This is a genomic window from Mycobacterium cookii (genome assembly GCF_010727945.1).
Taxonomy (GTDB): Bacteria; Actinomycetota; Actinomycetes; order Mycobacteriales; family Mycobacteriaceae; genus Mycobacterium; species Mycobacterium cookii.
In genome coordinates this window covers 3,473,020-3,497,952 of record NZ_AP022569.1, presented here as the reverse complement: position 1 = coordinate 3,497,952, position 24,933 = coordinate 3,473,020, and the positions used below count along the sequence as shown (strand labels likewise).

Annotated in this window: 27 protein-coding genes; 14 read left to right on the top strand and 13 right to left on the bottom strand. The window is 64.7% G+C overall.

What is annotated here, in order from left to right; translation table 11 throughout:
• Nucleotides 1–2 precede the first annotated feature (2 nt).
• A complete protein-coding gene (locus tag G6N27_RS16475) occupies nucleotides 3–215 on the bottom strand; it encodes a DUF3072 domain-containing protein (RefSeq protein ID WP_163777728.1) in 213 nt (70 codons plus the stop codon).
• Nucleotides 216–385: 170 nt separating this feature from the next.
• Between G6N27_RS16475 and G6N27_RS16470 the strand changes: the two genes are divergently transcribed.
• The 6 genes from G6N27_RS16470 (at nucleotide 386) to G6N27_RS16445 (ending at nucleotide 7,992) form a co-directional block, all read left to right on the top strand.
• Nucleotides 386–1,111, top strand: a complete 726-nt coding sequence (locus G6N27_RS16470; protein ID WP_163777726.1) for a hypothetical protein — start codon at nucleotides 386–388, stop codon at nucleotides 1,109–1,111.
• A gap of 13 nt (nucleotides 1,112–1,124) precedes the next feature.
• Entirely contained in the window at nucleotides 1,125–4,157 is a 3,033-nt protein-coding gene (locus tag G6N27_RS16465) for a patatin-like protein (RefSeq protein ID WP_163777723.1), read from the top strand.
• 25 nt (nucleotides 4,158–4,182) lie between these two features.
• Nucleotides 4,183–5,220, top strand: coding sequence for an epoxyqueuosine reductase (locus tag G6N27_RS16460; RefSeq protein ID WP_163777721.1), 1,038 nt, complete (start codon nucleotides 4,183–4,185; stop codon nucleotides 5,218–5,220).
• Between the two features lie 144 nt (nucleotides 5,221–5,364).
• Nucleotides 5,365–5,907 (top strand): hypothetical protein, encoded by a 543-nt coding sequence (locus G6N27_RS16455; RefSeq protein ID WP_163777717.1) that lies wholly within the window; start codon nucleotides 5,365–5,367, stop codon nucleotides 5,905–5,907.
• Nucleotides 5,908–6,027: 120 nt separating this feature from the next.
• Nucleotides 6,028–6,225: a hypothetical protein gene (locus G6N27_RS16450; RefSeq protein WP_163777714.1), complete on the top strand. Its 198-nt coding sequence runs from the start codon at nucleotides 6,028–6,030 to the stop codon at nucleotides 6,223–6,225.
• A 168-nt stretch (nucleotides 6,226–6,393) separates the two neighbouring features.
• A complete protein-coding gene (locus tag G6N27_RS16445) occupies nucleotides 6,394–7,992 on the top strand; it encodes a vanadium-dependent haloperoxidase (protein WP_163777711.1) in 1,599 nt (532 codons plus the stop codon).
• A gap of 64 nt (nucleotides 7,993–8,056) precedes the next feature.
• On the opposite strand, the gene G6N27_RS16440 is transcribed toward G6N27_RS16445, so the two are convergent.
• The 3 genes from G6N27_RS16440 to G6N27_RS16430 all read right to left on the bottom strand — a co-directional run bounded on the left by G6N27_RS16440 (nucleotide 8,057) and on the right by G6N27_RS16430 (nucleotide 11,314).
• The gene (locus G6N27_RS16440; RefSeq protein ID WP_232064614.1) at nucleotides 8,057–9,037 is read right to left on the bottom strand and encodes a PE-PPE domain-containing protein; all 981 of its coding nucleotides are present in this window, start codon (nucleotides 9,035–9,037) and stop codon (nucleotides 8,057–8,059) included.
• Between the two features lie 138 nt (nucleotides 9,038–9,175).
• Entirely contained in the window at nucleotides 9,176–10,255 is a 1,080-nt protein-coding gene (locus G6N27_RS16435) for an NAD(P)H-dependent amine dehydrogenase family protein (RefSeq protein ID WP_163777707.1), read from the bottom strand.
• Between the two features lie 30 nt (nucleotides 10,256–10,285).
• Complete coding sequence (locus tag G6N27_RS16430; RefSeq protein ID WP_163777703.1) at nucleotides 10,286–11,314, bottom strand: Rieske 2Fe-2S domain-containing protein; 1,029 nt, start codon at nucleotides 11,312–11,314, stop codon at nucleotides 10,286–10,288.
• Nucleotides 11,315–11,419: 105 nt separating this feature from the next.
• Between G6N27_RS16430 and G6N27_RS16425 the strand changes: the two genes are divergently transcribed.
• Together G6N27_RS16425 and G6N27_RS16420 are read left to right on the top strand one after the other, a co-directional pair.
• Nucleotides 11,420–12,052 (top strand): TetR/AcrR family transcriptional regulator, encoded by a 633-nt coding sequence (locus G6N27_RS16425; protein WP_163777700.1) that lies wholly within the window; start codon nucleotides 11,420–11,422, stop codon nucleotides 12,050–12,052.
• Nucleotides 12,045–13,103: an NAD(P)H-dependent amine dehydrogenase family protein gene (locus tag G6N27_RS16420; protein ID WP_163777697.1), complete on the top strand. Its 1,059-nt coding sequence runs from the start codon at nucleotides 12,045–12,047 to the stop codon at nucleotides 13,101–13,103. Before G6N27_RS16425 ends, G6N27_RS16420 begins: the two co-directional genes overlap by 8 nt.
• Before the next feature lie 16 nt (nucleotides 13,104–13,119).
• Here G6N27_RS16420 and G6N27_RS16415 read toward each other — a convergent pair whose 3' ends face one another.
• Both G6N27_RS16415 and G6N27_RS16410 read right to left on the bottom strand, forming a co-directional pair.
• Nucleotides 13,120–13,344: a hypothetical protein gene (locus tag G6N27_RS16415; protein ID WP_232064613.1), complete on the bottom strand. Its 225-nt coding sequence runs from the start codon at nucleotides 13,342–13,344 to the stop codon at nucleotides 13,120–13,122.
• Between the two features lie 237 nt (nucleotides 13,345–13,581).
• Nucleotides 13,582–13,980: a heme-binding protein gene (locus G6N27_RS16410; RefSeq protein ID WP_163781898.1), complete on the bottom strand. Its 399-nt coding sequence runs from the start codon at nucleotides 13,978–13,980 to the stop codon at nucleotides 13,582–13,584.
• Nucleotides 13,981–14,392: 412 nt separating this feature from the next.
• Between G6N27_RS16410 and G6N27_RS16405 the strand changes: the two genes are divergently transcribed.
• A complete protein-coding gene (locus G6N27_RS16405) occupies nucleotides 14,393–15,199 on the top strand; it encodes a DUF1906 domain-containing protein (RefSeq protein WP_163777693.1) in 807 nt (268 codons plus the stop codon).
• Here G6N27_RS16405 and G6N27_RS16400 read toward each other — a convergent pair.
• On the bottom strand, nucleotides 15,188–15,883 hold the full coding sequence (locus G6N27_RS16400) for an HAD family hydrolase (protein ID WP_163777690.1): 696 nt from the start codon (nucleotides 15,881–15,883) through the stop codon (nucleotides 15,188–15,190). The genes G6N27_RS16405 and G6N27_RS16400 overlap by 12 nt on opposite strands.
• Nucleotides 15,884–15,930: 47 nt before the next feature.
• Complete coding sequence (locus G6N27_RS16395) at nucleotides 15,931–17,451, bottom strand: FAD-dependent oxidoreductase (RefSeq protein ID WP_163777687.1); 1,521 nt, start codon at nucleotides 17,449–17,451, stop codon at nucleotides 15,931–15,933.
• A gap of 195 nt (nucleotides 17,452–17,646) precedes the next feature.
• Here G6N27_RS16395 and G6N27_RS25095 point away from each other — a divergent pair, with 195 nt between their 5' ends.
• From G6N27_RS25095 to G6N27_RS16385, 3 genes are all read left to right on the top strand, one after another.
• Nucleotides 17,647–17,823, top strand: a complete 177-nt coding sequence (locus G6N27_RS25095; protein WP_170308175.1) for a hypothetical protein — start codon at nucleotides 17,647–17,649, stop codon at nucleotides 17,821–17,823.
• A 406-nt stretch (nucleotides 17,824–18,229) separates the two neighbouring features.
• The gene (locus G6N27_RS16390; protein WP_163777684.1) at nucleotides 18,230–19,348 is read left to right on the top strand and encodes a fatty acid desaturase family protein; all 1,119 of its coding nucleotides are present in this window, start codon (nucleotides 18,230–18,232) and stop codon (nucleotides 19,346–19,348) included.
• Between the two features lie 106 nt (nucleotides 19,349–19,454).
• Complete coding sequence (locus G6N27_RS16385) at nucleotides 19,455–20,336, top strand: L,D-transpeptidase (RefSeq protein WP_163777682.1); 882 nt, start codon at nucleotides 19,455–19,457, stop codon at nucleotides 20,334–20,336.
• 29 nt (nucleotides 20,337–20,365) lie between these two features.
• Here G6N27_RS16385 and G6N27_RS16380 read toward each other — a convergent pair whose 3' ends face one another.
• Nucleotides 20,366–20,599 carry a hypothetical protein gene (locus tag G6N27_RS16380; protein WP_163777679.1) on the bottom strand — a complete coding sequence of 78 codons (234 nt, stop codon included), beginning with the start codon at nucleotides 20,597–20,599 and terminating at the stop codon, nucleotides 20,366–20,368.
• A 253-nt stretch (nucleotides 20,600–20,852) separates the two neighbouring features.
• Here G6N27_RS16380 and G6N27_RS16375 point away from each other — a divergent pair, with 253 nt between their 5' ends.
• Nucleotides 20,853–22,037, top strand: a complete 1,185-nt coding sequence (locus tag G6N27_RS16375; RefSeq protein WP_163777676.1) for a putative sulfate/molybdate transporter — start codon at nucleotides 20,853–20,855, stop codon at nucleotides 22,035–22,037.
• Here G6N27_RS16375 and G6N27_RS16370 read toward each other — a convergent pair.
• The 3 genes from G6N27_RS16370 to moeA are packed head-to-tail and all read right to left on the bottom strand — an operon-like array spanning nucleotide 22,034 to nucleotide 24,219.
• Nucleotides 22,034–22,519 carry a MogA/MoaB family molybdenum cofactor biosynthesis protein gene (locus tag G6N27_RS16370; protein ID WP_163777672.1) on the bottom strand — a complete coding sequence of 162 codons (486 nt, stop codon included), beginning with the start codon at nucleotides 22,517–22,519 and terminating at the stop codon, nucleotides 22,034–22,036. The genes G6N27_RS16375 and G6N27_RS16370 overlap by 4 nt on opposite strands.
• The gene (moaC, locus tag G6N27_RS16365) at nucleotides 22,516–23,001 is read right to left on the bottom strand and encodes a cyclic pyranopterin monophosphate synthase MoaC (protein WP_163777669.1); all 486 of its coding nucleotides are present in this window, start codon (nucleotides 22,999–23,001) and stop codon (nucleotides 22,516–22,518) included. Before moaC ends, G6N27_RS16370 begins: the two co-directional genes overlap by 4 nt.
• A gap of 12 nt (nucleotides 23,002–23,013) precedes the next feature.
• On the bottom strand, nucleotides 23,014–24,219 hold the full coding sequence (moeA, locus tag G6N27_RS16360) for a molybdopterin molybdotransferase MoeA (protein WP_163777665.1): 1,206 nt from the start codon (nucleotides 24,217–24,219) through the stop codon (nucleotides 23,014–23,016).
• A gap of 26 nt (nucleotides 24,220–24,245) precedes the next feature.
• Between moeA and G6N27_RS16355 the strand changes: the two genes are divergently transcribed.
• Nucleotides 24,246–24,671, top strand: coding sequence for a molybdenum cofactor biosynthesis protein MoaE (locus tag G6N27_RS16355; RefSeq protein WP_163777662.1), 426 nt, complete (start codon nucleotides 24,246–24,248; stop codon nucleotides 24,669–24,671).
• Between the two features lies 1 nt (nucleotide 24,672).
• Here G6N27_RS16355 and G6N27_RS16350 read toward each other — a convergent pair whose 3' ends face one another.
• Nucleotides 24,673–24,933, bottom strand: a complete 261-nt coding sequence (locus G6N27_RS16350; protein WP_163777659.1) for a MoaD/ThiS family protein — start codon at nucleotides 24,931–24,933, stop codon at nucleotides 24,673–24,675.

Genomic DNA, 24,933 nt, shown 5'->3' with positions numbered 1-24,933 from the left:
CATTACGTACCCCGGCCGGTGCTTTGCTGCAGGTCCTCGATCAAGTCGGACGCCTCGGCCTTCGTCAGGTCGTCAGGGACTTCACGGCCCGCCTCCTGGCCCAGGGTGTGCAGGTAACTTCGCTGCGGTCCGGTCATGGGCTCGTCACCGGTAACCCAGTCGGCAGTGTCCTTTTCCGCCGTCTCATGCGGTGCTTGTTGCACGTTGTCGCTCATGTCGCGATCACCTCCGACCGCGGAGTAGCCGTCGCACACTTGTTCGAAACATCAAATCGTCTCGTGCTCGCCGGAAATGAGTACTGCACTACTCACGCAATTCTCCCGACAGCGGCAGACACTATGTTTAGCCCGCGACGAGGTCGGGCCTTCGATTAACGGGAGCGAACATGCTGATCGCGATTCTCAACCAGTCGACACTGGTGTCGAACGATGACGCCGCCACGATGACCCAGGCGATCGCCGCCCAGGTCAAACTGGACGTTGCCCCGCTCTGGGATCGAGCTCCCGCGGCGGTGATCTTCTACACCAACCCCCAGGACGTACCCGCTGCGGCGCACGGGATCGCCTTGGTCGACACCATCAAAGACCAACCCCAGGGGGTGCTCGGATTCCACACCGAGGACCAAGGCGGGAAATTGTGGGGCGTGGTCGCGGCCAAACCGGAGCTGGACAACGGCGGCAAGCCGACGACTGAAGATTGGAGCGTCTCCAGCGTTCTGTCGCATGAGGTGCTCGAGATGTTCATCGACCCGAACTGCAACCTGTGGGCCAACGACAGCGCTGGCAAGTCGTACAGCTTCGAGGTGTGCGACCCGGTCGAGGCGCCGACCTACGCGGTCAGCGGCGTCTCGGTCTCCAACTTCGTCACGCCGGCCTGGTTCGATCCGCTGTCGGATCACGCCACCGCGCAATACGACAAACTCGGCAAGCTGCACGCACCGTTCAGCATTCTCAAAGGCGGCTACGTCGTGTACGAATCCGCCGGTGCCGAGCACCAGAAGTACGGCGACGAATTCCCGACGTGGCGTAAGAAAATGAAGTCGGGCAAGCTGGCCCGCACGCAGCGCCGGCTCAAGCAGGCCGAGGCTTTGTTCGCGCACGCAACGGCGTGACGAGGACGCGACGATGAACGCGCCGCAGCCCGCTGATTCCGACGACTGTTCTCAGCCCGCGGTCGAGCTACGGCTCGCGGTTGCGTTTACCGGGGGCGTGAGCCTTGCGGTCTGGATGGGCGGAATGGCCCGGGAGATGAACCTGCTGGTGGCTGCCAGTCGGTCACGACGGGAGCGGGTCGCCGATACCTCCGCGCAGGGCGGCAAGGTGCGCGAGCTGTATGCGGACCTGCTCACGTTGCTCAACGTCGACGTCGGCATCGATGTCATTTCCGGCACGAGCGCCGGCGGCATCAACGCCGTCATCCTGGGGCTGGCGAACGTCCAAGGCTTCGACCTCGATGGCCTGCGCGAATTGTGGTTCAAAGAAGGAGCTTTGGGCACGCTGTTGCGGGATCCGTCGGACAAGAATCCCGCCTCGCTGCTCTACGGCGACAACGTGCTGCTGAAAGGGCTTCGCGAAGGCTTGGACGCGCTCGCGAGCAGGTGGCCGAAGAACTCCGCGCCGGAGAAGGACCCGACGCGTGTGTTCATCACCACCACGCTGCTGACGGGCAAGGCCAGCACATTCACAGACGAGTACGGCACGCTGATCAGCGACACCGACCATCACGGGCTGTTCAGCTTCACCAGCGCACAGCTGACGGCGAAAAATGTTGCAGCGCTTGCGCTTGCGGCGCGCTGCAGTGCGTCCTTTCCGCTGGCATTCGAACCCGGTTTCATCCCGATCGGCACCGACGGCGGCAACAGCCACCCGAACATGGCCGATTTCGCGGGCATCAAATCTGCGCAATTCGCGGCCGACGGGGGCCTGCTGGCCAACCGCCCGCTCGGCCCGGCGCTGCAGGCGGTATTCGACCGCCCCGCCAATCGTGAGGTGCGACGGGTACTCGCGTTCGTGGTGCCGACGGTCAGCAGCGGCGCGCAGCCATCGTCGCCACCCACCCTGGCCGATGCGCCCGACCTTGCGGGAGCGTTGGCGGCAGACGTCGGTGCGGTGCTGGCGCAGACAATTTCCGGTGACCTGACTTCGATCGCGGCGCACAACCAACGGGTGCGCGCCCGCAGCGACGCCCGGCAGCAGCTCGCGCTCCTGGGCACGCAGATGCAACTCCTGGTACCGACGAAACCTCGTCTCGGCGAACTGTTTTACCGCCGCTATCGCGAGTGTCGCGCCGCCAGCATCGCGCGGGCCGCGTCGGATGACGTCATGACGCGGATGACGACGGGCCAAGGAGCACCCGACGATCGCCAGGTCGGCTTGGGCACCGACGCTGACGAGGCCCTCAAGGCAGCCAACGCAGAAGCAGAGAATGTTCTGGCGTCCGAACTGCCGGAGGTAGGCCGGTACGACCAGATGAACGCGGCGGGCCGGGAAGCGCTCGACGAGGGCAGGGCGACGGTTCTCGCGCTACTGACCCGTACCTACCAGCTGCTGCCGTCCGCAGAGGGCAAGCGGGCGCTCGGACGACTCCGGGCGCGGGTGAGCGACGCGATGCCGCAGCGCGCAGCGCCGACTCGCGAGGACGCGGCATCTGACACCGTTCCCGGACTCGACACGCTCAGGACCGAGGCGGCCTCGGCCGCGGCTGGGCTGCTGGGTGCCGACATGGCGACCACGCGCCAGCCGTGGCAGGACCTCGCCACCGTCGTGATCGACCTGCGTGGTCTGCTGCCGCAGCGCGATGCGTCCGCGCCGGCCCCGGACAGCACACCGGTCTCGGCCGGCGAATACGTCTGGGATGTCATCGATTACCTGGCCGGGTCGCCCGGCGACTCGGCGGACCTCGTCGCGGCCAGGCTGTTCGATCTGCATGTCGCGCGATACGCCTTGCAGCCGGACGAGGTTCTCGCCGATCAAGCGCTCGAGCTGGTCCAGATGAGCTCGGACACCCGCACCAACCTGGATCCCAGAAAGCTGGCCCAGGAGAAGCTCACCGGCATGGCGTTGCACCATTTCGGCGCGTTCTACAAAGCATCGTGGCGGGCGAACGACTGGATGTGGGGGCGGATCGACGGCGCAGGGTGGCTGGTGCATTTGCTGCTCGACCCGCGGCGGCTCCGCCAGCTCGCGTCCGAGTCCGACGACCCGACGTCATTCGGCAAGAATCTACGGCTCAACCTCGAGCAGATCGCCGGTGGTGTCGCGCCGCCCGGCATTTGGGAGCGGGCCAAGCCTGCGAAGGCCGCCGAGATGGAGTTCCTCACCGACACCACCGTGACGCTGCCCAAAAGCCTTCCGCTGACTGCGATGTGGGTCGCGGCCGGCATCCAGCGGCTCATCGCCGGCGAGGAACTCATGCACGTCGTCGACCAGATTGCCAGGGACAAGGACGACGGCGCCGACGAAGATGCGGCCGGCGACTTCGTTTCTGCCTACCACGGCGCGGTGGGCAACGCGGGCGGCGTCGTGCCGGAAACGAAGGTCGACGAGGTTCTGCGCGCCTGCCAAATACCCGCGGAGAAGATCACCAGCGAGACGGACAGCCGCCAGTTCGCTCAGACTGTCACCCGCGCCGCGGCTGTCGCGACGAAGATGGTCGACCTGGGCAACACCACCCCCGTGTCCCTTCGCCCGGTGCTCACCACCGCGCGCACCGTCACCTCACTCGCCTACCGGGTCAGCACCGTCGGCCCCGCGGCGCGGCGCCCATTTTTCGCGGGGCTGTTTCTCATCGCGCTCGGCGTGCTCGCCAGCACCAGCACCATCCACGTCCTCGACGTCGCCGGCCTGTTGGCGGTGCTGGTCGGAGTGCTGCTTGTTGCGGTGAGCAATGCCAACCGGATCACGCTGGCCCTGGCGATCGTCACCACTGCGCTGGGCGTGGCGCTGGCAACGGCCGCGTACATGCCCCTCCTGCGCGATCACCTGTTCCCGTGGTTGCAGAACGATGTCGTCCCCAACCTTGCGAGACACCCGGCTCAATGGGCGATGGTCGTGACATTCGTGCTGCTGCCCCCGATATGGACCGTCGTCTTGATCATCGAAACGATGATCAAGAAATCGAGGGTGCGCAAGACCGCAGCCGCAGGCAGGGCACGTTAGCTGGGTATAGCGTACTATATTCAGGGTGACGTCTCAGCTGCCCCGCCGTCTTGCCGATCACCCGACGGTGCGGAAGGTGATCGCCGACCGGGCCGATCGACCTCCGCGACCCGACGTGCTCGATGCGGACTGGCTCCGGGATATCTGCCTGGCAGCCGGCGCCGACGACGTCGCGTTTGCGGCGGTGGACAACCCCGATCTGGCATCTGAGATGCCTCACGTCGAACAGGCGCTGCCCGGTACACGCAGCTATATCTCGCTGGTGGTCAAGATGAATCGCGAGAACGTCCGATCGACGGCTCGCAGCGTGGCGAACCAGGAGTTTCACCGCAGCGGCGAAATCCTCAACGAGGCCGCGCACCGCATCACCCGCACCTTGGAAGACCGCGGCTATCGCGCGCTGAATCCGTCGGCCACCTTCCCGATGGAGATGGATCGCTTCCCGGGCCGGATCTGGGTGGTGGCCCACAAACCGGTCGCCGTGGCTGCCGGCCTCGGCGTTATGGGCATACACCGCAACGTCATTCATCCGCGATTCGGAAACTTTGTCCTGCTGGGCACGATTCTCGTCGACGCTGCGATCAGCTCCTACGGGCAGCCGCTGGACTATTCGCCGTGTCTGGAGTGCAAGCTCTGTGTCGCTGCGTGTCCCGTCGGCGCGATCGGCAAAGACGGCGAGTTCGACTTCGTGTCGTGCTCGACCCACAACTACCGCGAGTTCATGGGTGGCTTCACCGACTGGGTGCAAACCATCGCGGACAGTTCTGATGCACAAGATTTCCGCACGCGCGTCAGCGACGCAGAGAACGCGTCGATGTGGCAGAGCCTGTCCTTCAAGCCCAATTACAAAGCGGCCTACTGTCTTGCGGTGTGTCCGGCCGGTGAAGACGTCATCGAGCCGTACCTCGACGACCGCAAGGCTTTCATGGACCAGGTCTTGAAGCCCCTTCTGGACAAGCGCGAAACGTTGTACGTCCTGCCGAATTCGCCCGCGAAAGCGCACGCCGAGAAGCGCTTTCCGCACAAGACGGTCAAGGTTGTCGACGGCGGAATGAGGCGGTAGACCCGGGAGCCGCGCCGAGCGTCGATCAGCAAATAACGGCATTTACATCACGACGGGCCGAGCACGTCGCTATCGTCATGGCTCCGGCACGGTGCTGGCATCTCTGTCGGGCAGCATCAGGCAACCGAAGGGACGCCAGGACAAATGACCGATCTGTCGCCTGCTGAGGATTACGCCGCCGATGCCGGTCCGCAGGCCACCAGCCACCGGCGGGCCAGGATCCCGGATGCGAAGCCAAACGGGTGGACGGCCGCTGCGCTGACGCTCGCGGTACTCGCCACCGCGCTGGCCATCGCCGCATGGTTCAATCCCCTGCACCGCCCACCGCACTTCTCCGGCCAGCAGACCGCAGATGCGAAATCCGCTGTCTGCCAGGCCTACACCGTCGTCTGTCAAAGCGTGATCACCAACACCCACCTCGGCAATCCAGCTCCGAATGATCCCGTCGGAGAACTCGCTATCGCCGTCAACGCCCGGCTGGCGCTGCTCGGTGGCGGTGCCTTCCTCACCAACCGGCTTGCGGCGCAACCCGCCACACCCGCTGACCTGTCCACGGCCATCACCGCAATGATCAGCACCCTCGAAGAACTCGGGAACGGCTACCTGGCCGGCACCGGCTCCACCCTCGACCCGCTCCGCCACACCCTCGACGATCAGATGACCGAACTGAATCGTCTCTGCTCCTAACACCGCGTCGGGGGCTAAGACCTGCATTCAAGTGCTGTGACCTCCCGTCCAGAGCTGAAGAGCGCACGCGTCGCAGACGAAAACCTCACGTGCCGTGGGTAAGTCAACTATGTGCCGACCATGGGGATGGGATATCTTGCGGACTCTTGCTCGCTTTGGTTCGGCTTCGACATATCCGTCACGGCCAGAAGCTACGCGCAATTTACCGGCATCCTCGCGGGCTTTGCCTTTGTCGTCGCACTGCTCGTCCAGAGCGCGGCGGTGTCGTTCAAGGAAGGTATGGAAGTGCCGTTCGCCGGCACACCCAATCCGGAATGATCCGGACAGGCGGCAGGCCTGGCCGACGTGGTCCGCGAAGGTGGTGTAGGCATCACCGCGAAGGGTGGTGCCTGCACCGTTTCTGTATCTCATTGGCACAGTTGATAATTCGGTTTGCCTCGAAGCGCGGAGCAAAATGCCGACGTACTGTCCAAAAGGAGTCCAATCATGACGATCACCGACCCGCTGAATCAGCAACTTGTGCCCGCGAGCGAAGATCGCGTCGCGCGGTCGCTGGCACTGCGCACGCAGATCACCGGAGCTGATTCGTTTGTTGCCAGCCCGAACCAGATCGACAACGGCGACGAAGCTCTCTACGCCGACAAATCCGGCACCTACAGCAAAGGCGTACTTCAGGAGGGGATCGGGCTGGTCGACCTCGCCGCGTACAGCTCCTTCAAACACGCGTTGAGCAGCGGTGCCCCAGAAGATTTCGACAAGATCGTCCTCGGCGGTCCGCGCACACTGAACGGCCCGCAGGGTGGCCTGGCCTTCTACCTCGACTGCGAAGACGCCAGTCAATTCGCCGTGCCGCCGGCGCCGGCGCTCGCGAGCGAGGCGTACGCAACCGAGTTGGTCGAGTTGTACTGGGCATCGCTGCTGCGCGACGTTGCCTTCACCGATTACCCGTCCAACCCCACGGTGGCCAAGGCCGCCGCCGAACTGTCGGCGATGCCCAGCTACGCGGGACCACGTGACTCCAGCGGTCAGGTGACCCCGCAACTGCTTTTCCGCGGCGTCTTCGCCGGCGACACGACCGGGCCGTACATGTCTCAATTCCTGCTGCAGCCGACCGCGCTGGGCTCGTTGCCGATCGTGCAGAAGTACCAGACGAACAAAGCCAGCACCGGCCCCACCTCAGGCGCGGATTTCATGCTCTCCCCGTCGGAATTCCTGCAAGTGCAAAACGGCCAGCCGACCGGTAAAAGCCTCACCAACCTCCCACAGCCGCGGTACCTGCACGATGGTCGCGGACTCGCCGCCTACACTCACGGCGACGTGCTCTACCAGGCATACTTCATCGCCTACCTGGTGCTCAGCACGATCAACAACGGCGGATCGGTGCCGCTGAATCCCGGCAACCCCTATGTCGGCAACACGACTCAAAATGGCTTCGCCACGTTCGGGCCACCCGACATCGCAGCCACGCTGGCCGCCGTTGCCAACGAGGCACTCAAGGCGGTCTGGTACCAGAAGTGGTGGGTGCACCTGCGTCACCGTCCGGAGTCTGGCGGCGCGATCGTCCACCTCCAGAAGACCGGCCAGGGCGGGTCCATCCAAGGCCACGTCAGCGACACGGTGCTCAATTCCCAGGCAGTGGCCAGCAGCTTCGCCGCGAACAACAGTTACTTTCTGTCGCAAGCCTTTCCCGAAGGATCCCCGACGCATCCCGCCTACCCGACCGGACATGGCACGGTCGCGGGCGCGTGCATCACGGTGCTGAAATTCTTCTTCGACGGCGGCGCCACGATCACCAACCCGGTGGTCCCGGCATCCGACGGGAAATCGACAACGGCGTACGTCCCGCCGCCGGGTGAGGCGGCGCTGACTGTCAACGGCGAGCTGCACAAACTCGCCAACAACATCAGCTTCGGGCACGGGATCCACGCCGGAATCCATTGGCGCAGCGACACCGAGGAGTCGATCAGGTTCGGCGAGGCCGTCGCCCTGAGTTATCTGCGCGACCGCGCCCACACCTACAACGAACCCTTCAGCATTTCGCTCACCAAGGTGGACGGCTCGACCGCGACCATCTCGAACCAGTAAGCCAAAGGCGGGGGCTTCCCGACACCTCGCAGTCGGGAAGCCCCCGCCTTTCCCACAACCCGGGTCAGAACATGTTGGTCAGATACAGCTCCAGAGACTGGAATACGCTCTCGAGCAGTCCGCTGCCGGCGGCCCCGTGCTCGAATACTGCACTGAGCCATGCGTCAGCGTTGTTGATGTTGTCGGAGATATCGACAAGCGTCAGTTCACCATTCGTCGACACGGTCGCATTCGCGAGCTCTGCCGGAGTCAATCCCAAGTACTCCACGTGCTGGATGAACAGATGCGAGATCGTGCTCAGCAGTCCGCCGGACTCAAAGTCCTGCTGGAAGTTGGCGACCCCATCACTGTTGAGCGTGTAGATCGTCGTCGGGTACAGATCCGTCGGCGTCAGATTGCCCAGGACGCCGTCGAAGCCGAGGTCGGTGAGTAGCTTGTCCGTCAGGGTCGATCCGAAGATGGAGTCCAGGTCGGGAACAAGATTGGGCCATATCCCGGTGCCTTCGAGGGAGGGGTCACCGATGAACACGAAGTGCAGGTCGTTCAGCGGTATACCGTAATCGTGAAGCTGGGTCATGGCGATCGACTCGGCGGTGGCGCTTTGCGAGTATCCGAAGATTGTCAGCGGGTGCTCGGCGTCGAAAGCGCCTGGGTTCGCGTTGAATTCGTTCTCCACCGCAAGGGTGACGTCGTCGGCGGCGGTCAGACTGCTCGGGCCCTGTTGGATCAGTTCCGGCGTCGTCAGCACCTGCAGCGGCGCCGCGCACGGGTCTGTCCCGACCATGTCGCACACCGTCGAGGACATTGCGCCACCGTCGAACCCCAGAGCGTTCAGATACAGATTCTCGGCGGCCTGCGCGAAGGCGAGTGACGGCGTCGGCTCGGTCGTTCCGCCGAGGATGATCGCGGTGTCGCTCCCGGCCAGCGGATCGCCGAGGGGCAGCAGGGTGTCGTCAGCGTGGGCGGCTTGGATGCTCAACGCACTCGCCGCGCCGGCGATCATGGCCCCGACGGCGACTTTCGCGGGCATCTTGGGTCCGTTCACAGTCGCACTCCCTTGCTGTCAACCGACGTGACACGCGTCACCGCACCTCTTCTTATCCGAAGTTAATGGCGGATACAAGGAATTCTCAGTCTCGGACTAAACGGCCCACCGCATGTGGGCGCTCGGCACCTCGCGTAGCTAGGCCTTGAATCGGCCTGCGAACGCCCGCAGCGGCAGGTCGGCGCTTGTCAGAAGTCCCGGCGGTGCGTCGACGACGGACTTGATGGCGTTGAGGGCCGGCAGGCCGGTGACGGTCATGCCGATGGAGGCGAAGTTGTCCGGATTGGACAGGTCGACGCCGGGCTTGGGGAAGATCATGTGCTTGTTGTAGACACACGGATCGCCCTGGATCTGAGTGATGTAGCAGCCCTTGATGTTCCAACTGGGATCGGTGTGCGGCGTCATCTGCCATTCCAGGTGCGTCTCCACCTTGGGCACGCCGTCGACGATGCCCTGGTACTTGATGTAGTTACCGCCCAGCGAGCCTTTGGGCATCTGGTACCAGCCCAGGTCGACGTCTTTGGTGCACGCGCCGAGCTCGTAGCTGAACTTCACCTCGTCGAGTTCGAGGTCGAAGCAGTCGGCCATCATCAGCACGCTGTCGGCGAAGACGCGGGTGTACTTCTCCAGCCTGCCCGGGATGCTCGGGTCGTCCACCGGCAGGCCATAGCCGACCTCGATCCAGGTGTCCTTGCTGTGGTGACAGGACACGTCGACCGATTCGAGGGTCATGACGTGCTCGATCTCGGCGACGTCGGCGGAGCACACGATGCCGAGGATCTGGTTCAGGCCGGGGTTCATACCGGTGCCGTAGAAGCTGGACTGACCGTTGTCACAGGCTTCGGCCAGCAGTTGTGACACCGGCTTGCCGGACGGGTGGGGGTGGTTCGTGTCGCGGTGCCAGCCGGTGATCCAGTCGGCTGTCGTGACGATATTGATCCCGGCCTCAAGGACTTTCACGTAGAGGTCCTCGTCGGGAAAGACGCCGTGGAACGTGAGCACATCGGGCTTGGCCGCGATGATCTCGTCGACGGTCCCGGTGGCTGTTACCCCGATCGCCGGCAGCCCGACGATGTCGCCGGCGTCACGGCCGATCTTCTCCGGCGAATAGCAGTGCAGCCCAACGAGTTCCAGATCGGTGCGGTTGCCGAGGCGCTTGATCATCTCGGAGCCCACGTTGCCGGTGGCTACCTGGAAGACGCGGACGGGAGCATTCATTCGATCGGCCTTTCGGTTGGGGTTGCCGTGTCAGCGGGCTTCGGTGGTCGCGGAATGCAGGTCGGCGGCGCTGCCGCCCCGGCCGTCGGGGTAGAACTGGCGAGCCCACTCGCGAATTGCGGTGAAACCTTCGAACTCCGAGGACGATAAAGCCGGCGGGTCCGAATAGCGTTGATGCGACCAGATCTCGATGTCTTGCCGGAACTGCCGGATCACCTCTTGGCCGAACTCCTGCGCCTTCATCTCGTGCCGCGGGGCGTCCTTGCCGGGAGTGCGGCCGATGTACACGGTGAACCGGACATCCGAGGTGTGCTCGTCGACCGGCGTGACCGCCGAGATGGTCCGGTTGTCGACCATGCCGGAACTCTTCGTCACCGCAATGCCCAGGCCGCCGTTGATGGCCTCCACGCCGCTGTCGACGTCGTCGATCGATTGATTCTCGTCACCCTCGAAGGTGATGGTGAAGTCGACATAGGACACCGGCTGTGAAAAATCGTGCCGCGTGAACACCGGCACGATCGGCGTCTTGTGCACGAATTTGAAGTGAGCGACGTCAACGCCGTTCTCCAGCACGTATTGCGGGTGCAGTTCCAATCCCGGCTCATACAGGCTCTGCCGAGGGTAGTAGTCCGCGAGACTGCTGCCGTCTTCGAAGCTCGTGAAGACGTCAGGAACGTCGAACAGCGGCTCACGGCCGTCGACGTCGTGCCAGATGTAGACCGATTCGTTGCGCTCGACCACCGGATAGGTGCGCATCTTGCGTCCACGGTTGGGCCGTTTCTCGTAGGGAATGCAGACGTTTCGGCCTTCGTGGCTCCACCGCCAACCGTGGAACGCGCACTCGATGACTTCGCCCGCGACGTGACCGCCGAAACCCAGATGGGCGCCGAGATGTTCGCAATAGGCGTCCATCACCGTCAGCCGTCCCGACTGCGCCCGCCAGGCCACCATCTCTTGGCCGAAGTAGTGCACCTTGTGCACGTCGCCGACGGCGATCTCATCGGACCACGCGATCTGGAACCAGCCGGTCGGCTTCATCGACAGCGGCGGTTTCGCCATCTGAACTCCTCGGGAGTGGCGCACGGGAAGACGTTCAACCGGAAAGCATAGTGGGATCAATGAAAAAATCATAGAAGGTTCTGTGTATCTTGTAGCATCGGCAGGATGACCGACGCGGGCGTTGCGCCGCAGCGCACCAACCGGCGCGGCGATGCCAGCCGGGAGAACATGTTGGAAGCCGCCCTGAAGGCCCTGGCTACCGGCGATCCCGGCGCGGTGTCGGCCAACCGGATTGCCAAGCAGATCGGCGCCACCTGGGGTGTCGTCCAGTACCAGTTCGGCGACGCCGACGGCTTGTGGGCCGCTGTGCTGCACCGCACCGCCGAGCACCGAGCCGATGTCTTCGAACAGACCGATGCTTCGGCGCCATTGCGGCAACGCGTCGCGGACATCATCGACACCCTCTACGACGGGTTGACGGCGACCGACTCCAAGGCGATCGAAAACCTGCGTGCCGCGCTGCCCCGCGACCCTTCCGAACTCGAACGCCTCTACCCGCGCACAGCGGCCGAGCTCCAGTCCTGGGGACGGGGGTGGCTGGCGACGTGTCAAAACGCCTTCGCCGGATTGCGCGTCGATCCCGCACGAGTGCGGGAAGTGGCGACATTCATACCGGGTGCGATGCGCGGGATTACCTCAGAGCGTCAGATCGGTAGCTACTTCGATCTGGACATGGCGCGGCGCGGGCTGACCAACGCGATCGTGGCCTACCTTGAAGCGTCCGATTCGGATGGCTGACGAGCTGCGCGTCGTCCAGTGGACCACCGGCAATGTCGCCGTCGAGGTGGTCAAGGCGATAATGCGGCGCCCCGATATCGAACTCGTTGGGGCGTATGCGTATTCGGCCGACAAAGTCGGCGTGGACATCGGGCGGTTGTGCGACATCGGTCGGGATCTAGGGGTCTGCGCCACCAATAACGTCGACGCGCTGCTGGCGCTCCATCCCGACTGCGTCATCTATACGCCGCTGCATTTCGGCGTCGACGAGGTGCAACGCATCCTGCGGGCCGGCGTCAACATCGTCACCAGTGCGGAGTTCCTGACCGGGCGGAACCTGTCCGAGGGCGATCGGGCCGCCGTCGACGGCGCGGCAAAGGACGGCGGCGCAACGATTTTCGGTAGTGGGATGAACCCGGGCTTCGCACAGTTGGTGGCGGCGATAGCAAGCGGGGTTTCCACCGATGTTCGCCACGCGTCGCTGACCGAATCCGTCGACGTCTCACAGTTTATCGGGGACGCGAACTTCCAGTCCGTCGGCTGGGGTCGCCCGAAAGACGATCCCGGGCACGCCGACGATGTCCGCCGCGGGACGGCGGTGTTCGCAGAAGCCGTCGACGTTCTCGCCCGCATGATGCATGTCGACCTCGAGAAGATCGGGTGCGACGTTGCGTTCGCCTATGCCACCGAAGACGTTGTCGCTGACGGAGTTTCGATCCTGGCCGGGCATGTCGGTGGCATGGACGTGAAATGGTACGGCACTGTCGGCGACCAAGAGGTCCTCACGGTGCAGCAACGCTGGGTTGCCTGCCAGACATTGGAGCCGCCATGGCGGATCGAACATGGTTACCGGGTGGAGATCGTCGGGGATCCGAATGTCTACGTGAAGGTCGACCTGATGCCAACCGCAGCAGATCTCGCCGACTTGACTGCTGACCGGATGCGCGGCATCGGACTTCGTATCACCGCCGCTCCGCTGGTCAATGCCATTCCGGCGGTATGCGCGGCGCGCCCGGGAATCGTGACTTACGCCGAGTTGCCGACGGTCGCGGCCCGTATATTCGCGCGCTGAAAGGCTGCGGATCAGCTCACTTTGCGTTGTCGAGGTCCACACTGTCGGCGAAGACCAGGCCACCGGCGTCGAGCTGCACCGCCCATCGCCGGCTGGGTTCAGCGATCCGGACGTCGCCGACGGTCACCGCTCGGCCGGGCGTATCGCCGAAGTCCTCAACGATGACGCCGGCGCGCTGTTGACCGTCGACGGCTTTCACCCGTACCCGTTGGCCCACCGACCAGTCGCCACGTTTCGCCACGTCCCGAGCGTAGTCGGCATCGATCCATTGACACCGAATAATCTTTACAAGAGCCGCAATTGATACCGACCGTTGATGTCTCCGATATCATCGCCGAGTTAGGTCTGTTGGCTAGGCGAGACCCGCCGCAAGGGCGCGAATTACGCTGCGGCTCAGCGATGGTCGCACACGAGGCACCGTGTTGCGCCCTGAAGGAACGACCTGCCGCCACGTCGGGGCAGGTCGTTCCGGGGCGCATCAGCCAGTCATGAACTCCTGATAGGCCGACTCTAGATTCGGCGGCAGCGCAGTCACATTGCACTGCCGTTCGGTGTCGCCGATCGGGGCCAAAACACCGCGCAGGTCGTAGTACTCACTGGCATGCGCGGTGAAATAGCTGCGCAAATCAGCTTCCGCCTGGGGGCGAGGCTGGCCATAGGCATTCATCACGACCTGGTTGGCGCCAGGGTGCGCGGCGAGATAGTGCTGCGCCGCGTCGGTCGCCGAGGACACGGTCGTATTCACGCCGGCCGGGCTGCAGTCAGGTGCCGCGAACACAGGCGGTGCCGCTAAGATTCCAATTCCCACGGCTCCGCCGAGAAGGCCTGCGCCGATACCGGCGATGCGTCGGCGCGCGCGAGGGCCACTAATTTTCATCATCAGGGTTGTCCTTCGATTCGATCTGAATTGACGGCGGGAACACTGCTCGTCCCTGATTCCAACGTACCGAAGCGGCATGGGCACCGAGGTGCGAAAATCTCAGTACGCAAACCCATCTGGAGGTATCGGGCCGGATCAATAGGCAGTTTTGTGTGCGTTGCACGACAAATCCGGGGCCTATTCATTGGGATTCGCCACAAATGCCACGGAACGCCGTGACCGCATTACGACCTCATTGTGATGCAGCCGTGACCTGCCGAAGTGAAGCACGGCTCGGATGCCGACATCCCGCGCCACGAAGCGGCGGATCGAGCCGCCCTACGGCCGTCGATGGATCGGCGGGGTATCGAATCGAACTCGGCCAGCGAGGCTACACCATTAACAGCAGTCACATTGTTAACATCACGCGGTGCATGACTCGTCGGCGACTGCCAGCGTCCGGCTGTCACGTCCGGTTTCCCGACGTGACGCACTGCGCTCCGCCGCCGCTCTGTCGGCGTTGGCCGGACTGGGTGCGGCATCGGTAAGTGCGGCCACCCCCGCTGCGGCGGCCGCTCCTACCCTGATCGACTTCGCCATGCACCAGATTCCGGCCCAGGACATCCGGGCCGCGGGGCACTCCGGCGTGGTCAACTACGTCTCGCTGTCGCGTCCCGGCTCGTCGTTCGGTGCCAAGCCGATCACCCGCCCCTACGCCGAATCGCTCACTGCCGCTGGGCTGGTGATCGTCAGCAACTACCAATACGGCAAGCCGGGTGGCTCAGCACCGTCGGACTTCACCCGCGGATTCAACGGCGGCGTCGCCGACGCTCACACCGCCTGGCAGCTGCACACCGCTGCAGGTGGCGGCCAGAGTGCGCCGATCTTCTTCACCGTCGACGACGACATCAACCGCGACACCTGGAACAACGTTGCGCTGCAATGGTTTCGCGGAATCAACTCGGTGCTCGGAGTGCAGCGCACCGGCGTCTACGGGGGTATCAACGTCTGCCAGTGGGCCGCCGCCGATGGCGTCATCGGGAATTCGCGCACGGCCGGGCACCGGTGGGCCTGGCAGACGCGGTCGTGGTCGCACGGCCAGGTCGACCCTGCCGCGGTTCTTTACCAGCGCATCGTGAGCACGGCGTCGACTCCGGGACCCATAGTCGGGGGGCAGGAAGTCGACGTCAACGACGTTCTGGCCCAAGACTGCGGCCAGTGGAACTTACATCCGTGATGGCGACGTCGCCAGTTCCATCAGCCGCGTCTCGCTGATCTTGTCAAGCAACTCGCGGGGGTCTTCGAAGACGTCGATGGCCCCGGCATGTCGAAGCTCGTCACGCCCGGCGCCGCCGGTGAGCACACCGATGCACGGTACTTCGGCACGAACGCACGCCTCGACGTCCCAGACGGCATCTCCGATGAACACCGCTTGTTCGGCGGTGACACCGGCTCGCTCAAGCGCGACCTCCACGATGTCCGGCTGCGGCTTCGCCGTGTCGACATCGCCTGAGTTCGTGACGTGAGCCACCACGTCGTCGCAGTCCAGCACTTCGCGCAGCAGCGCGAGCTCACTTTCGGGCGCCGAGCTCGCGAGCACCACTTGGAGCCCGAGCTCGGTTACGTGACGCAGCAACGCCCGCGCGCCGGGCAGCGGTCGCAAAAAGCCCGCGACGTCGCGGTAGTGCTGGCCATGCAATTCCGATAGCCGCTCCTGCATTTCGCTGTCGACGCCACCGGACAGGTCGTTCACCAGTGTCGATCCATCCATCCCGATACTGCGATGGATGCGCCAGGCGTCGACGGGAACGTTTTGCTCGGCGAAAGCTCGCTGCCAGGCGTACACATGCAGGTAGTTCGAGTCGACCAACGTTCCGTCGACGTCGAATAGCACCGCTGGAGCACCTGTTTTCGTAGCCATCCACAGCCTTTACCCGATAATGACGTTGCTCACTCGGGCAGTCGCAATCAGCGCTGGCGCCGTTCGGCAGTGAGGTCCTGTGTCGCCGGCCCTTCGAGGAGGGTGCCGTCCGGGGCGAAGCGCGATCCGTGCAATGGGCATTCCCAGGCCTTGTCGGCGTCGTTCCAGTTCACGATTCCGCCAAGGTGCGGGCACACGGGCGAGACGCGGTGCTCGGCACCGTCGACCCGGCATCGGGCTTCGAGACGCCAAGGGGGGCCGCTCACGACACCGCCCTCGTCCTCGTTGGGGTTCCGACGGCCCAAACGAGTCGACGGCGTGATCCACCCTCTCGTCAGAGTGAATCCGACCTCCAGGTTGGATTTCATCGCTGTGCGCAGGCCGAAAATTTCATGCGGGCTCCAGCTCGCGAACGCACTCGACCAATCCATCCGCCCGCCGAGCACGCGGCTCGACAGCGCCAGCGCAGCAGCGGCACCGTTCGTCATGCCCCATTTGTTGAAACCCGTTGCAACGTAGATGCTTTCGCTGCCCGGCAGGATGGGGCCAACATAAGGCAGATCATCGATCGGCGTGTAGTCCTGTGCTGACCAGAAATGGGTTTGGTTTGCTCCCGGGTAGTGTGTGCGCGCCCACGCCGACAGTTCCTCCAGCGCTACCGAGGGGCTCTTCTCGCGGCCGACGGTGTGGCCCGCGCCGCCCAAGATCAAGCGCTCCCCGTCGGCAACGGGCGCGTAGCGCACCGACCGAGTGGGCGAGTCGGTCGAAATCATCATCGGACGGGTGATATTGCCGGGGACTTCAAAGGCGAAGCAGTAAGACCGGCTCGGCTTGACGCGGGCGAAATAGCCGCCGCGGTCGAGTATGGGAATCCCGGTGGCGAGAACCAATTGCTCGGCTTCGAATTCCACATCCTCGTGTGCCGCGTTGTTGACGTGGACGCGAAGCCGCTTACCGTGGCTCGAGACCCGGCGGACACGGGCGTGTTCGACCAACCGTCCACCGTGGCCGAGCAGCTCAACGACCAATGCGTCCAACAACGACATCGGATCAAATTGCGCCTGCCCGGCCAGGCGCACGCCACCCTGATAGGGAAACGGGACGTCGGCGTCGTCTTCCCATGTTGCAGGTAAGCCCGCCGCGTGGCATGCGTTCAGCTCGGCGCGCACGGACGACACGCCATCGCTGGACTGCGCATAGGTATACGCATCCTCACGCTGTACCGCTACACCTTGCGATGCACAGTAATTGAGCAGCCAACTCTGCCCTTCGCGATTCCCGTCTACGTAGGCACGCGTCACGCTTCTGCCGTGCTTGGACAGGATCTTCGAAAGGTGGCTGCCCTGCAGCAAACTGACCTTTCCGGTGGTATTCCCGGTGGCGCAGGCGCCGACCGTGCGCGCCTCCAACACCAACACGTCCTTGCCGGCGCGAGCAAACAGAACCGCGGTCATCAATCCGGTGATCCCCGCACCGACGACGACGATATCGGCACGTTGTGGATCCGCGTCAAGGTCAGTTGCAGCCCAAGGCTGTTCGACGCGGTCGCTGAGCCATAGGGAAGTCACGGCACAGGTGGTACCCCGGCAATTCCGTCGGGAAACGGACGGCGGGTCCCATCGTGTGGACGGCAGGCACCGCTGTTTCGCCGCCGCAGCAGGCAGCGTCGTCGAGGACGTGGTCGACGGGTTACCAACGTGCGCGGAAGGGTATACCGCGCCATTGTTCGCCTTGAGGGGGCCTGGCAGATGAACGGAAGCGATATGACGGAACCCGTAAATGAAGACCCGCTCAGTCGGGCTGACGAGCTGAAGAGCATCGTCGATGACCTCGATGAGAAGGTTGCCAATGAACGCGAAGCGGAGGGTGTTCCCGGCAAACCCAGCGACAGGGAAGACGCTGCTCCCGTCCGGGTGTCGGAAGACGAGCCGCCCGATTAGCGCTCGCGTCTCCGCAGGGGCTCCGGCCGGGCGGTGGCAGCGGTGGTCGCGCCCACACTGAAATCATTACGGCCGGTTTGGATTTCGGTCCCCATGGGAGGCGAGAAATGTGTCGATGCGTAGGGTAGTCGCTTGTCCGCAGCGATTGACAACTTGGCGTTCGGGGCGTTTTCTGGAGAGTGCTGACAACACAGCCGGCCTGGGACCGCTGCCGCCGCCTGATCTGAGTCCGCGGCACGGAACGCGCAACAGCACCGCCCAGATTGAGCCTTGATGCTCACGGAGGTCGCTGTGTATGCCGTGCGCGAAACCTGGTGCGCCGAAGGTCCCGGACGACATGGTCGCTGCGCTTCCGAAGCGGTCCTGCCCAATCGCCAGCTAAGGGACGACATCTAGAGGAATGGCCGTGGCGATTACCGACATCAGGGCTTACGCCCACCTCACCCAGGCCGACGTCGAGGAATTGAGTCGCGAGCTCGACGCAATCAGGGCCGATATCGAGGAGTCGAGGGGCGAGCGAGACGCGCACTACATACTTCAGGCAATCCGGCTGCAGCGGGCGTTGGCGGCGGGTAGCCGACTCGTGTTATGGGCAAGCAGGAAGCGCCTTGGCTGGATTCTGGGCACGGCGATGCTCGCCGTCGCGAAGAGCATCGAGAACATGGAACTCGGGCACAACATCGGCCACGGTCAATGGGATTGGATGAATGACCCCGAGATCCACTCCACCACCTGGGAATGGGACATGGCGGGAGTTTCGTCGCAGTGGCGCTACTCCCACAATTACCGCCATCACATGTTCGCCAACGTCGTCGGCGTGGATGACGATCTCGGATTCGGCGTCCTGCGGGTAACCCGCGATCAGCCCTGGAATCCGGGTCATCTAGTGCAGTTACTGCGAATGCTGGTGTTGGCCATAGGTTTCGAATGGGGCATCGCACGCCATGGCCTGCACTCCGAACGAGCCCGTGTCACAACAGATGCAGCGAAGTCGCTGCAGACGAAAGCCTTATACCGCAAGATCGCCCGCCAAACCGGCAAGGATTACCTCGTCTTTCCGCTACTCAGCTGGCGGGGCTGGCGACGTACGATGGCGGCAAACTTCACCGCCAACGTGGCTCGCAATCTTTGGACGTATCTGGTCATCTTCTGTGGCCACTTTCCCGACGGAGCCGAAAAGTTCACTCCCGATGTGCTGGATGGCGAGACGAAGCCCGACTGGTATCTCCGGCAGATGCTCGGGTCGGCGAACTTCCGCGCGGGGCCGCTGCTGGCATTCATGAGTGGCAACCTGTGCTACCAGATCGAACACCACCTGTTCCCGGACCTGCCCAGCAACCGTTATGCCGCAATGTCGACGCGCATCAGAGCTTTGTGCGAGAAGTACGACCTGCCTTACGCCACCGGATCGCTGACCCGGCAGTATCTGCAGACGGTCCGGACCGTCCTCAAGCTCTCCGTCCCCAATCAATTCCTCCTCACGACCCGCCACGACGCGCAGACCGCCGTGGCGCCGAGGCAGTAGCACCCCACCGCGCACCAGCCGCTCGATCGCGGCGCCACGCGACAAAGAACTAGTCGGCTTGGGCGCTGTGGAAGACTGTCTCGACGAAGCGACTGGAGGGACATATATGTCGGGCTGGACGAGAGCAAGCCTTTCCGCCGCTCTACGGGCAGTCGGGGTGGTTTCGGTATTCGGCTGGGTGCTGATGCTGGGCGCAGGTACGGCGCTGGCGGATCCGCCTCCCGGCGATCCAGGGGGTCCCGGTCCGGGGCAGGACCCGACACCGTTCACCGGCACGGCACCTTTCGGGCCGCCGAGACTCGTTCCTGCCAACGGCGCGACGGTGGGTGTGGGCCAGCCGATCATCATCAACTTCCCGGGGCTCGTCGACGATGCCGGTGCAGCCGAAAACGCCGTCCACATCTCGTCGGTCCCGCCGGTTCCCGGCAAGTTCTACTGGATGAAGCCCACGCAGCTGCGGTGGCGCCCGCTGAGCTTCTGGCCCGCGCACACCGCCGTGACCGTCGACGCGGGTGGCACAGTCTCCAACTTCCAAACCGGCGACACCCTGGTGGCCACGGCCGACGACGCCACACACCAGCTGACCGTCACCCGCAACGGGGCCGTGGAGAAGACCATTCCCATGTCGATGGGAATGGCGTCCGGCGGCCACCAGACCCCGAACGGCACCTACTACGTGCAAGAGAAGCTGCCGACGGTCGTGATGGATTCCTCGACCTACGGCGTTCCGGTCAGCTCGACGTACGGCTACAAGACGACGGTCGAGCTGGCCGTCCGGTTCGACGACAGCGGCGACTTCGTCCACAGCGCTCCCTGGTCGGTGGATGACCAGGGCAAGCGCGACGTCAGTCATGGCTGCATCAACATCAGCCCGACCAACGCGAAATGGTTCTTCGACAACTTCAACGCCGGCGATCCCATCGTGGTGGTCAACTCCGGGGGCGGCACCTACTCAAGGCACGACGGCTCGAACGACTGGCAGCTCTAAGCTCGCGGCGCTGCGAGGAGATTCCCTGCTCAGTTCGACCAGGGGTACGCAAACAACGGCCCGGTGACTTCCGATGTCAGGAACCACACCGTTGCGCACAAGATCAGGAGCCAGATCAGCCGACCGAGGAGTCGGAACTGGTTCGCCGACACCAGCTCGTACCGAATGACGCTGCTCAGGCCTTTCAGATCGCCGGCAGTCAGGAACACTTTTCCCGTTCCAACCCTCAGCATGTAGCCGCGGGTCCCGTCCGGCCGATCCACGCGGAGGAGAAGGAGCCGGTCCCCGTCGCTGTCTCGCAGGCCGATGAGACTGGTTAGCTCAGGTTGTCGCACGGCGTTCCCCTTACGTTGGGTTGGGACTTCCTGCGCTTTGGGACGCTAACCCTACTCGCCGTGATGATTGGGCACAATACTATCTCTCACAAGCGATTTCGTACTGCTTCGAAACCGGTCAAGCCGCATCCATCCGGCGGGCATCTCGTGCAAACGACGTGCGCTGAATTAGAGTGTCGGCATGGTGAGCACGACTGCGCCGCAGTTGGAGCCGGTGAAGTCGTTCCGGTTCGACTGGGCCGAATGTGCCGGAGCCGTAGGTGATCTCGGTGTCCTGGTGCCGATTGCCGTGGCGTTGATCGTGAAGAACGGCCTGACTCCGACCGCGGTGCTGTTGCCGGCCGGACTGTTGTATGTCGTCGCCGGCCTGGTCTATCGACTTCCGGTGCCGGTCCAACCGCTGAAGGCATTCGGTGCGATCGCGATCGCACATGGCTTCGGCGCCGACGACATCGCCGCGGGCGCGCTGCTGATGGGGATGATTTTTGTCGTGCTCGGCGCGTCGGGGCTGTTGGATCGGGTCGCGAAAGTGTTCCCGCATCCGATCATCCGCGGCATTCAGCTGTCCGTGGGGCTGCTCTTTTGCCAGCTGGCGTGGCGGCTGGTGTCCGCGACACCCAAAGCCTTTGCCGATCATCGACATTCATTCTGGTGGCTGGCGGGTGCCACGCTTGTCGTCATCCTGGTGGCGTTGGTCTTTCGGCATCGCGAGATCGCCCTGCTCCTCGTTCTCGTGGCCGTGGTCGCGATGGCGCTGACGTTTCACGGTTCGGTGACGTTCGGTCCGTCGGCGGTGCATACCCCGCATCTGAGCCGGGCCGCATTCGCCGCGGCTGCAGTCGCATTGGTGCTCCCCCAGGTGCCGTTGTCCTTCGCCAATTCGTGTCTGGCCACCGCCGACACCGCGCGCACATACTTCGGGGATGCCGCCTACCGGGTTCGTCCCGGGCGGCTGGCCATCACGATCGGCGTAGCCAACCTGTTCGCCGGTGGCATCAGCGGAATGCCGGTGTGCCACGGCGCCGGCGGCATGACCGCACACCGCGCCTTCGGCGCCCGCAGCGGCGGCGCACCGGTCATGCTCGGCGGTGTGGTGATCGCGCTCGCGCTGGCGTTGGGGGCGACGATGACCACGGCGCTGTCCGGCTTTCCGGTGCCCATCCTGGCGGGTCTGCTGATGGTCGCCGGCCTGTTGCACATCACGCTGCTGAAAGACCTACGCCACCTCGCGCATTGGGCGCTGGCGGTCGCGGTCGGCATCGTCGGCTTCCTGAGCAACCTGGCCGTCGCCCTGGTGGGCGCGCTGGCGGTCTGGTGGCTGGTCCGCGCTATCGGGTTGAGGCGCGCCAACCGCACTGCCGCTTAAGGCCGGTGGTCGTGGCCCGCGATCTGGTCGAGAGCATGGGCAAGCACGTCGGTGAGCACCCCCAGGCCGTCGCGCACACCACCCGGTGACCCCGGCAAGTTGACCACCAGCGTGCGCCCGGCCACCCCGCAGACACCGCGGGACAGCACCGACGTCGGAACCTTCGGCAGGCCGGACCGCCGGATCGCGTCGGCCAGGCCCGGGATTTCGTAGTCGAGCAATGCCGCCGTCTGCGCGGGGGTGGCGTCCGTCGGCGAGATGCCGGTTCCGCCGGAGGTGATCACCAGGTCGACACCATCGGCGATCGCCGCACGCAACGCGTCGCCGACCGGGTCACCATCGCTGACCACGACTGGTTCAGTCGACGAGAACCCTTGCCGTTCAATCCATTCGACTATCAGCGGCCCGCACCGGTCCTCGTAGGCCCCGGCCGATGCGCGAGTCGACGCGACGATGACACGCGCAGACCGGCGTACCGTCATCGCACCCACGACCCGTGGCGGCCGCCGTCCTTGCGCAACACCCTGACGTCGTCGATGCGCGCCGCCGGATCCACCGCTTTGACCATGTCGTAGAGCGTCAGCGCCGCCACACTCACCGCGGTCAGTGCCTCCATCTCAACCCCGGTGCGATCGGTGCTGCGCACCGTCGCGGTGATGTCGACATCTGTTTCGCCGATGGTGAATTCGACTTCGACGCCGGTTAATTCCAGCTGGTGGCATAGCGGGATGAGCTCGCTGGTGCGTTTGGCCGCCAGAATCCCCGCGACGCGCGCGGTGGCCAGCGCGTCACCTTTGGCCAGTCCACCCGTCGAGATCAACTGCACCACCTCCGCGGTGGTGCGAAGCGTGCCCGCGGCAACCGCGGTGCGGTGCGAGGGCGTCTTGTCGGTGACGTCGACCATGCGAGCCGCACCGTGATCGTCGATGTGCGAGAGCGGACCGGATTCAGCCACGGGTGTCATTCTGTCAGGTGTCTAGCGCAGGTCCCAGATCTCGATGTGATCGCCGGCCGGTATCTGGGTGACGTCGACCGGGAAGTCCAGCAGGCAGTTCGACGACGCCAGCCACCGCAGGTGGTGCGACCCCGGTGGGCCCTGACTCGCTACAGTGCCCGCGGCGTCATCGAAGATGCCGCGACGAAACTGCCGTTTGCCGGCCGGCGCGGTCAGTGTCTCGGTCAACACCGCGGACCGGCGCGGCCGCTCCGCATCGGGCAGCCTCATGGCGGAGCGCAGCGGCGGGCGGATGAACACCTCGAAGGACACCAGCACGCTGACCGGGTTGCCGGGCACCGTGACGATGGGTTTGCCGGCCACCCGCCCTGCGCCCTGCGGCATGCCCGGCTGCATCGCCACCTTGGCGAATTCGACGCCCTGATCACCGGTTCGGCCGAATGCGTCCTTGACGACTTCGTAGGCGCCGGCGCTGACGCCGCCGCTGGTGATGATCAGATCCGACTCGGCGGCGTAGCGGTCCAGCAACGCGGTGAACTCCGCGACGTCGTCGCTCGCAGTCGCCACGGCGACCACCTCGGCGCCGGCCTCGCGGATCGCGGCGGCCAGCATGACGGCGTTGGACTCGTAGATCTGGCCGGGCCGCAACGGTTTACCCGGGTCCACCAACTCAGAGCCGGTCGAAATCACCAGCACCCGTTGACGCGGAATCACGGTCAGCACAGGCAATCCCAACGCCGCGGCCAGCCCGATCACGGCCGGCGTGACGACCTGACCGGCCCGTAGCACCGTGGCGCCTGTGGTGACATCCTCGCCGGCGCGGCGGATATAGCCGCCCTCGGCGCTGGGCGCGGTGATGCTCACGACGTCGGTTCGCCCGTCGGTTGCCTCCACGGCCACCACCGCGGTCGCCCCGTCCGGGATCGGCGCGCCGGTCATGATCCGATGCGCCGTCTTTGGCTCGAGGATTAGAATGTCGCTGCAGCCGGCCGGAATATCCTCGGCCACAGTCAGTTTCACGGGTGACGCAGCTGTGGCCGCGACGACGTCCTCGGCGCGCACTGCGTAACCATCCATCGCGGAGTTGTCGAAGACCGGCAAGTCGAGGGTCGCTGTCACGTCCTCGGCCAGCACAAGACCCTCGGCATCGGCGAGCGCGAGCGTGCGGGCGGGTCGGGCCGTGATCAGCTCGGCGACAATGCGTTGATGTTCCTCAACAGACCGCATGGTGTTCGTCAATATAGTGGGTGGCGATGACGCTGGTAGTGCGTGCCGTGCTGACGGATCAACCGATTGTGCTCGCCGAGCACCAAGACCTGGTGAGCCATCCGGCCGCGGGGGCCGTGGTCGGGTTTGTCGGGATGATCCGCGACCACGACCACGGACGCGAGGTGCTCCGGCTGGAATACTCGGCCCACCCGTCGGCGCCCGACGTTCTTGCCGCGGTGGTGGCCGAGGTCGCCGGACAATCCGCCGGGGTGCGTGCGGTTGCTGCGAGTCACCGGGTCGGTGTGCTGGAGATCGGCGAGGCCGCGCTGGTGGTTGCGGTCGCCGCCGACCATCGCCAAGCGGCGTTCTCCACCTGCGCGGACCTGGTCGACGCGATCAAGGCACGGCTGCCGGTGTGGAAGCGGCAGTTCTTCGCCGACGGCACCGACGAGTGGGTCAACTGCGCTTGACCTAGCCGCCGGCAAACGGGGGGAGGACGTCGACGGTGTCGCCGGCCGTCAGCGATTGGCCGCGGTCCAGAACCGCTATCCCGTCCAGCAGGAACGAGCACTGCGAAAGCACCCGTGCCAAATCCCCGTCGCGGTCACCCAACCCGGTCACAAGATCGTCGACCGTGGCGCCCGACCGCATGGTCAGCTGCTCGGAGTCGGATCCTACGGCAGCGCGTGCTGCCGCGAAATACCTGACCGTGATGCCGATTTCGCTCGTCAC

Bases quoted from the DNA above. Each gene is read 5' to 3' on its own strand.
- G6N27_RS16425 (WP_163777700.1), top strand. From the start codon at position 11,420: ATGACCGACGCGGGCGTTGCGCCGCAGCGCACCAACCGGCGCGGCGAT.
- moeA (WP_163777665.1), bottom strand. From the start codon at position 24,219: ATGCGGTCTGTTGAGGAACATCAACGCATTGTCGCCGAGCTGATCACG.
- G6N27_RS16355 (WP_163777662.1), top strand. From the start codon at position 24,246: ATGACGCTGGTAGTGCGTGCCGTGCTGACGGATCAACCGATTGTGCTC.
- G6N27_RS16400 (WP_163777690.1), bottom strand. From the start codon at position 15,883: ATGGCTACGAAAACAGGTGCTCCAGCGGTGCTATTCGACGTCGACGGA.
- G6N27_RS16475 (WP_163777728.1), bottom strand. From the start codon at position 215: ATGAGCGACAACGTGCAACAAGCACCGCATGAGACGGCGGAAAAGGAC.
- G6N27_RS16420 (WP_163777697.1), top strand. From the start codon at position 12,045: ATGGCTGACGAGCTGCGCGTCGTCCAGTGGACCACCGGCAATGTCGCC.
- G6N27_RS16455 (WP_163777717.1), top strand. From the start codon at position 5,365: ATGACCGATCTGTCGCCTGCTGAGGATTACGCCGCCGATGCCGGTCCG.
- G6N27_RS16430 (WP_163777703.1), bottom strand. From the start codon at position 11,314: ATGGCGAAACCGCCGCTGTCGATGAAGCCGACCGGCTGGTTCCAGATC.
- G6N27_RS16450 (WP_163777714.1), top strand. From the start codon at position 6,028: ATGGGGATGGGATATCTTGCGGACTCTTGCTCGCTTTGGTTCGGCTTC.
- moaC (WP_163777669.1), bottom strand. From the start codon at position 23,001: ATGACACCCGTGGCTGAATCCGGTCCGCTCTCGCACATCGACGATCAC.
- G6N27_RS16385 (WP_163777682.1), top strand. From the start codon at position 19,455: ATGTCGGGCTGGACGAGAGCAAGCCTTTCCGCCGCTCTACGGGCAGTC.
- G6N27_RS16445 (WP_163777711.1), top strand. From the start codon at position 6,394: ATGACGATCACCGACCCGCTGAATCAGCAACTTGTGCCCGCGAGCGAA.
- G6N27_RS25095 (WP_170308175.1), top strand. From the start codon at position 17,647: ATGACGGAACCCGTAAATGAAGACCCGCTCAGTCGGGCTGACGAGCTG.
- G6N27_RS16465 (WP_163777723.1), top strand. From the start codon at position 1,125: ATGAACGCGCCGCAGCCCGCTGATTCCGACGACTGTTCTCAGCCCGCG.
- G6N27_RS16375 (WP_163777676.1), top strand. From the start codon at position 20,853: ATGGTGAGCACGACTGCGCCGCAGTTGGAGCCGGTGAAGTCGTTCCGG.
- G6N27_RS16435 (WP_163777707.1), bottom strand. From the start codon at position 10,255: ATGAATGCTCCCGTCCGCGTCTTCCAGGTAGCCACCGGCAACGTGGGC.
- G6N27_RS16410 (WP_163781898.1), bottom strand. From the start codon at position 13,980: ATGAAAATTAGTGGCCCTCGCGCGCGCCGACGCATCGCCGGTATCGGC.
- G6N27_RS16470 (WP_163777726.1), top strand. From the start codon at position 386: ATGCTGATCGCGATTCTCAACCAGTCGACACTGGTGTCGAACGATGAC.
- G6N27_RS16370 (WP_163777672.1), bottom strand. From the start codon at position 22,519: ATGACGGTACGCCGGTCTGCGCGTGTCATCGTCGCGTCGACTCGCGCA.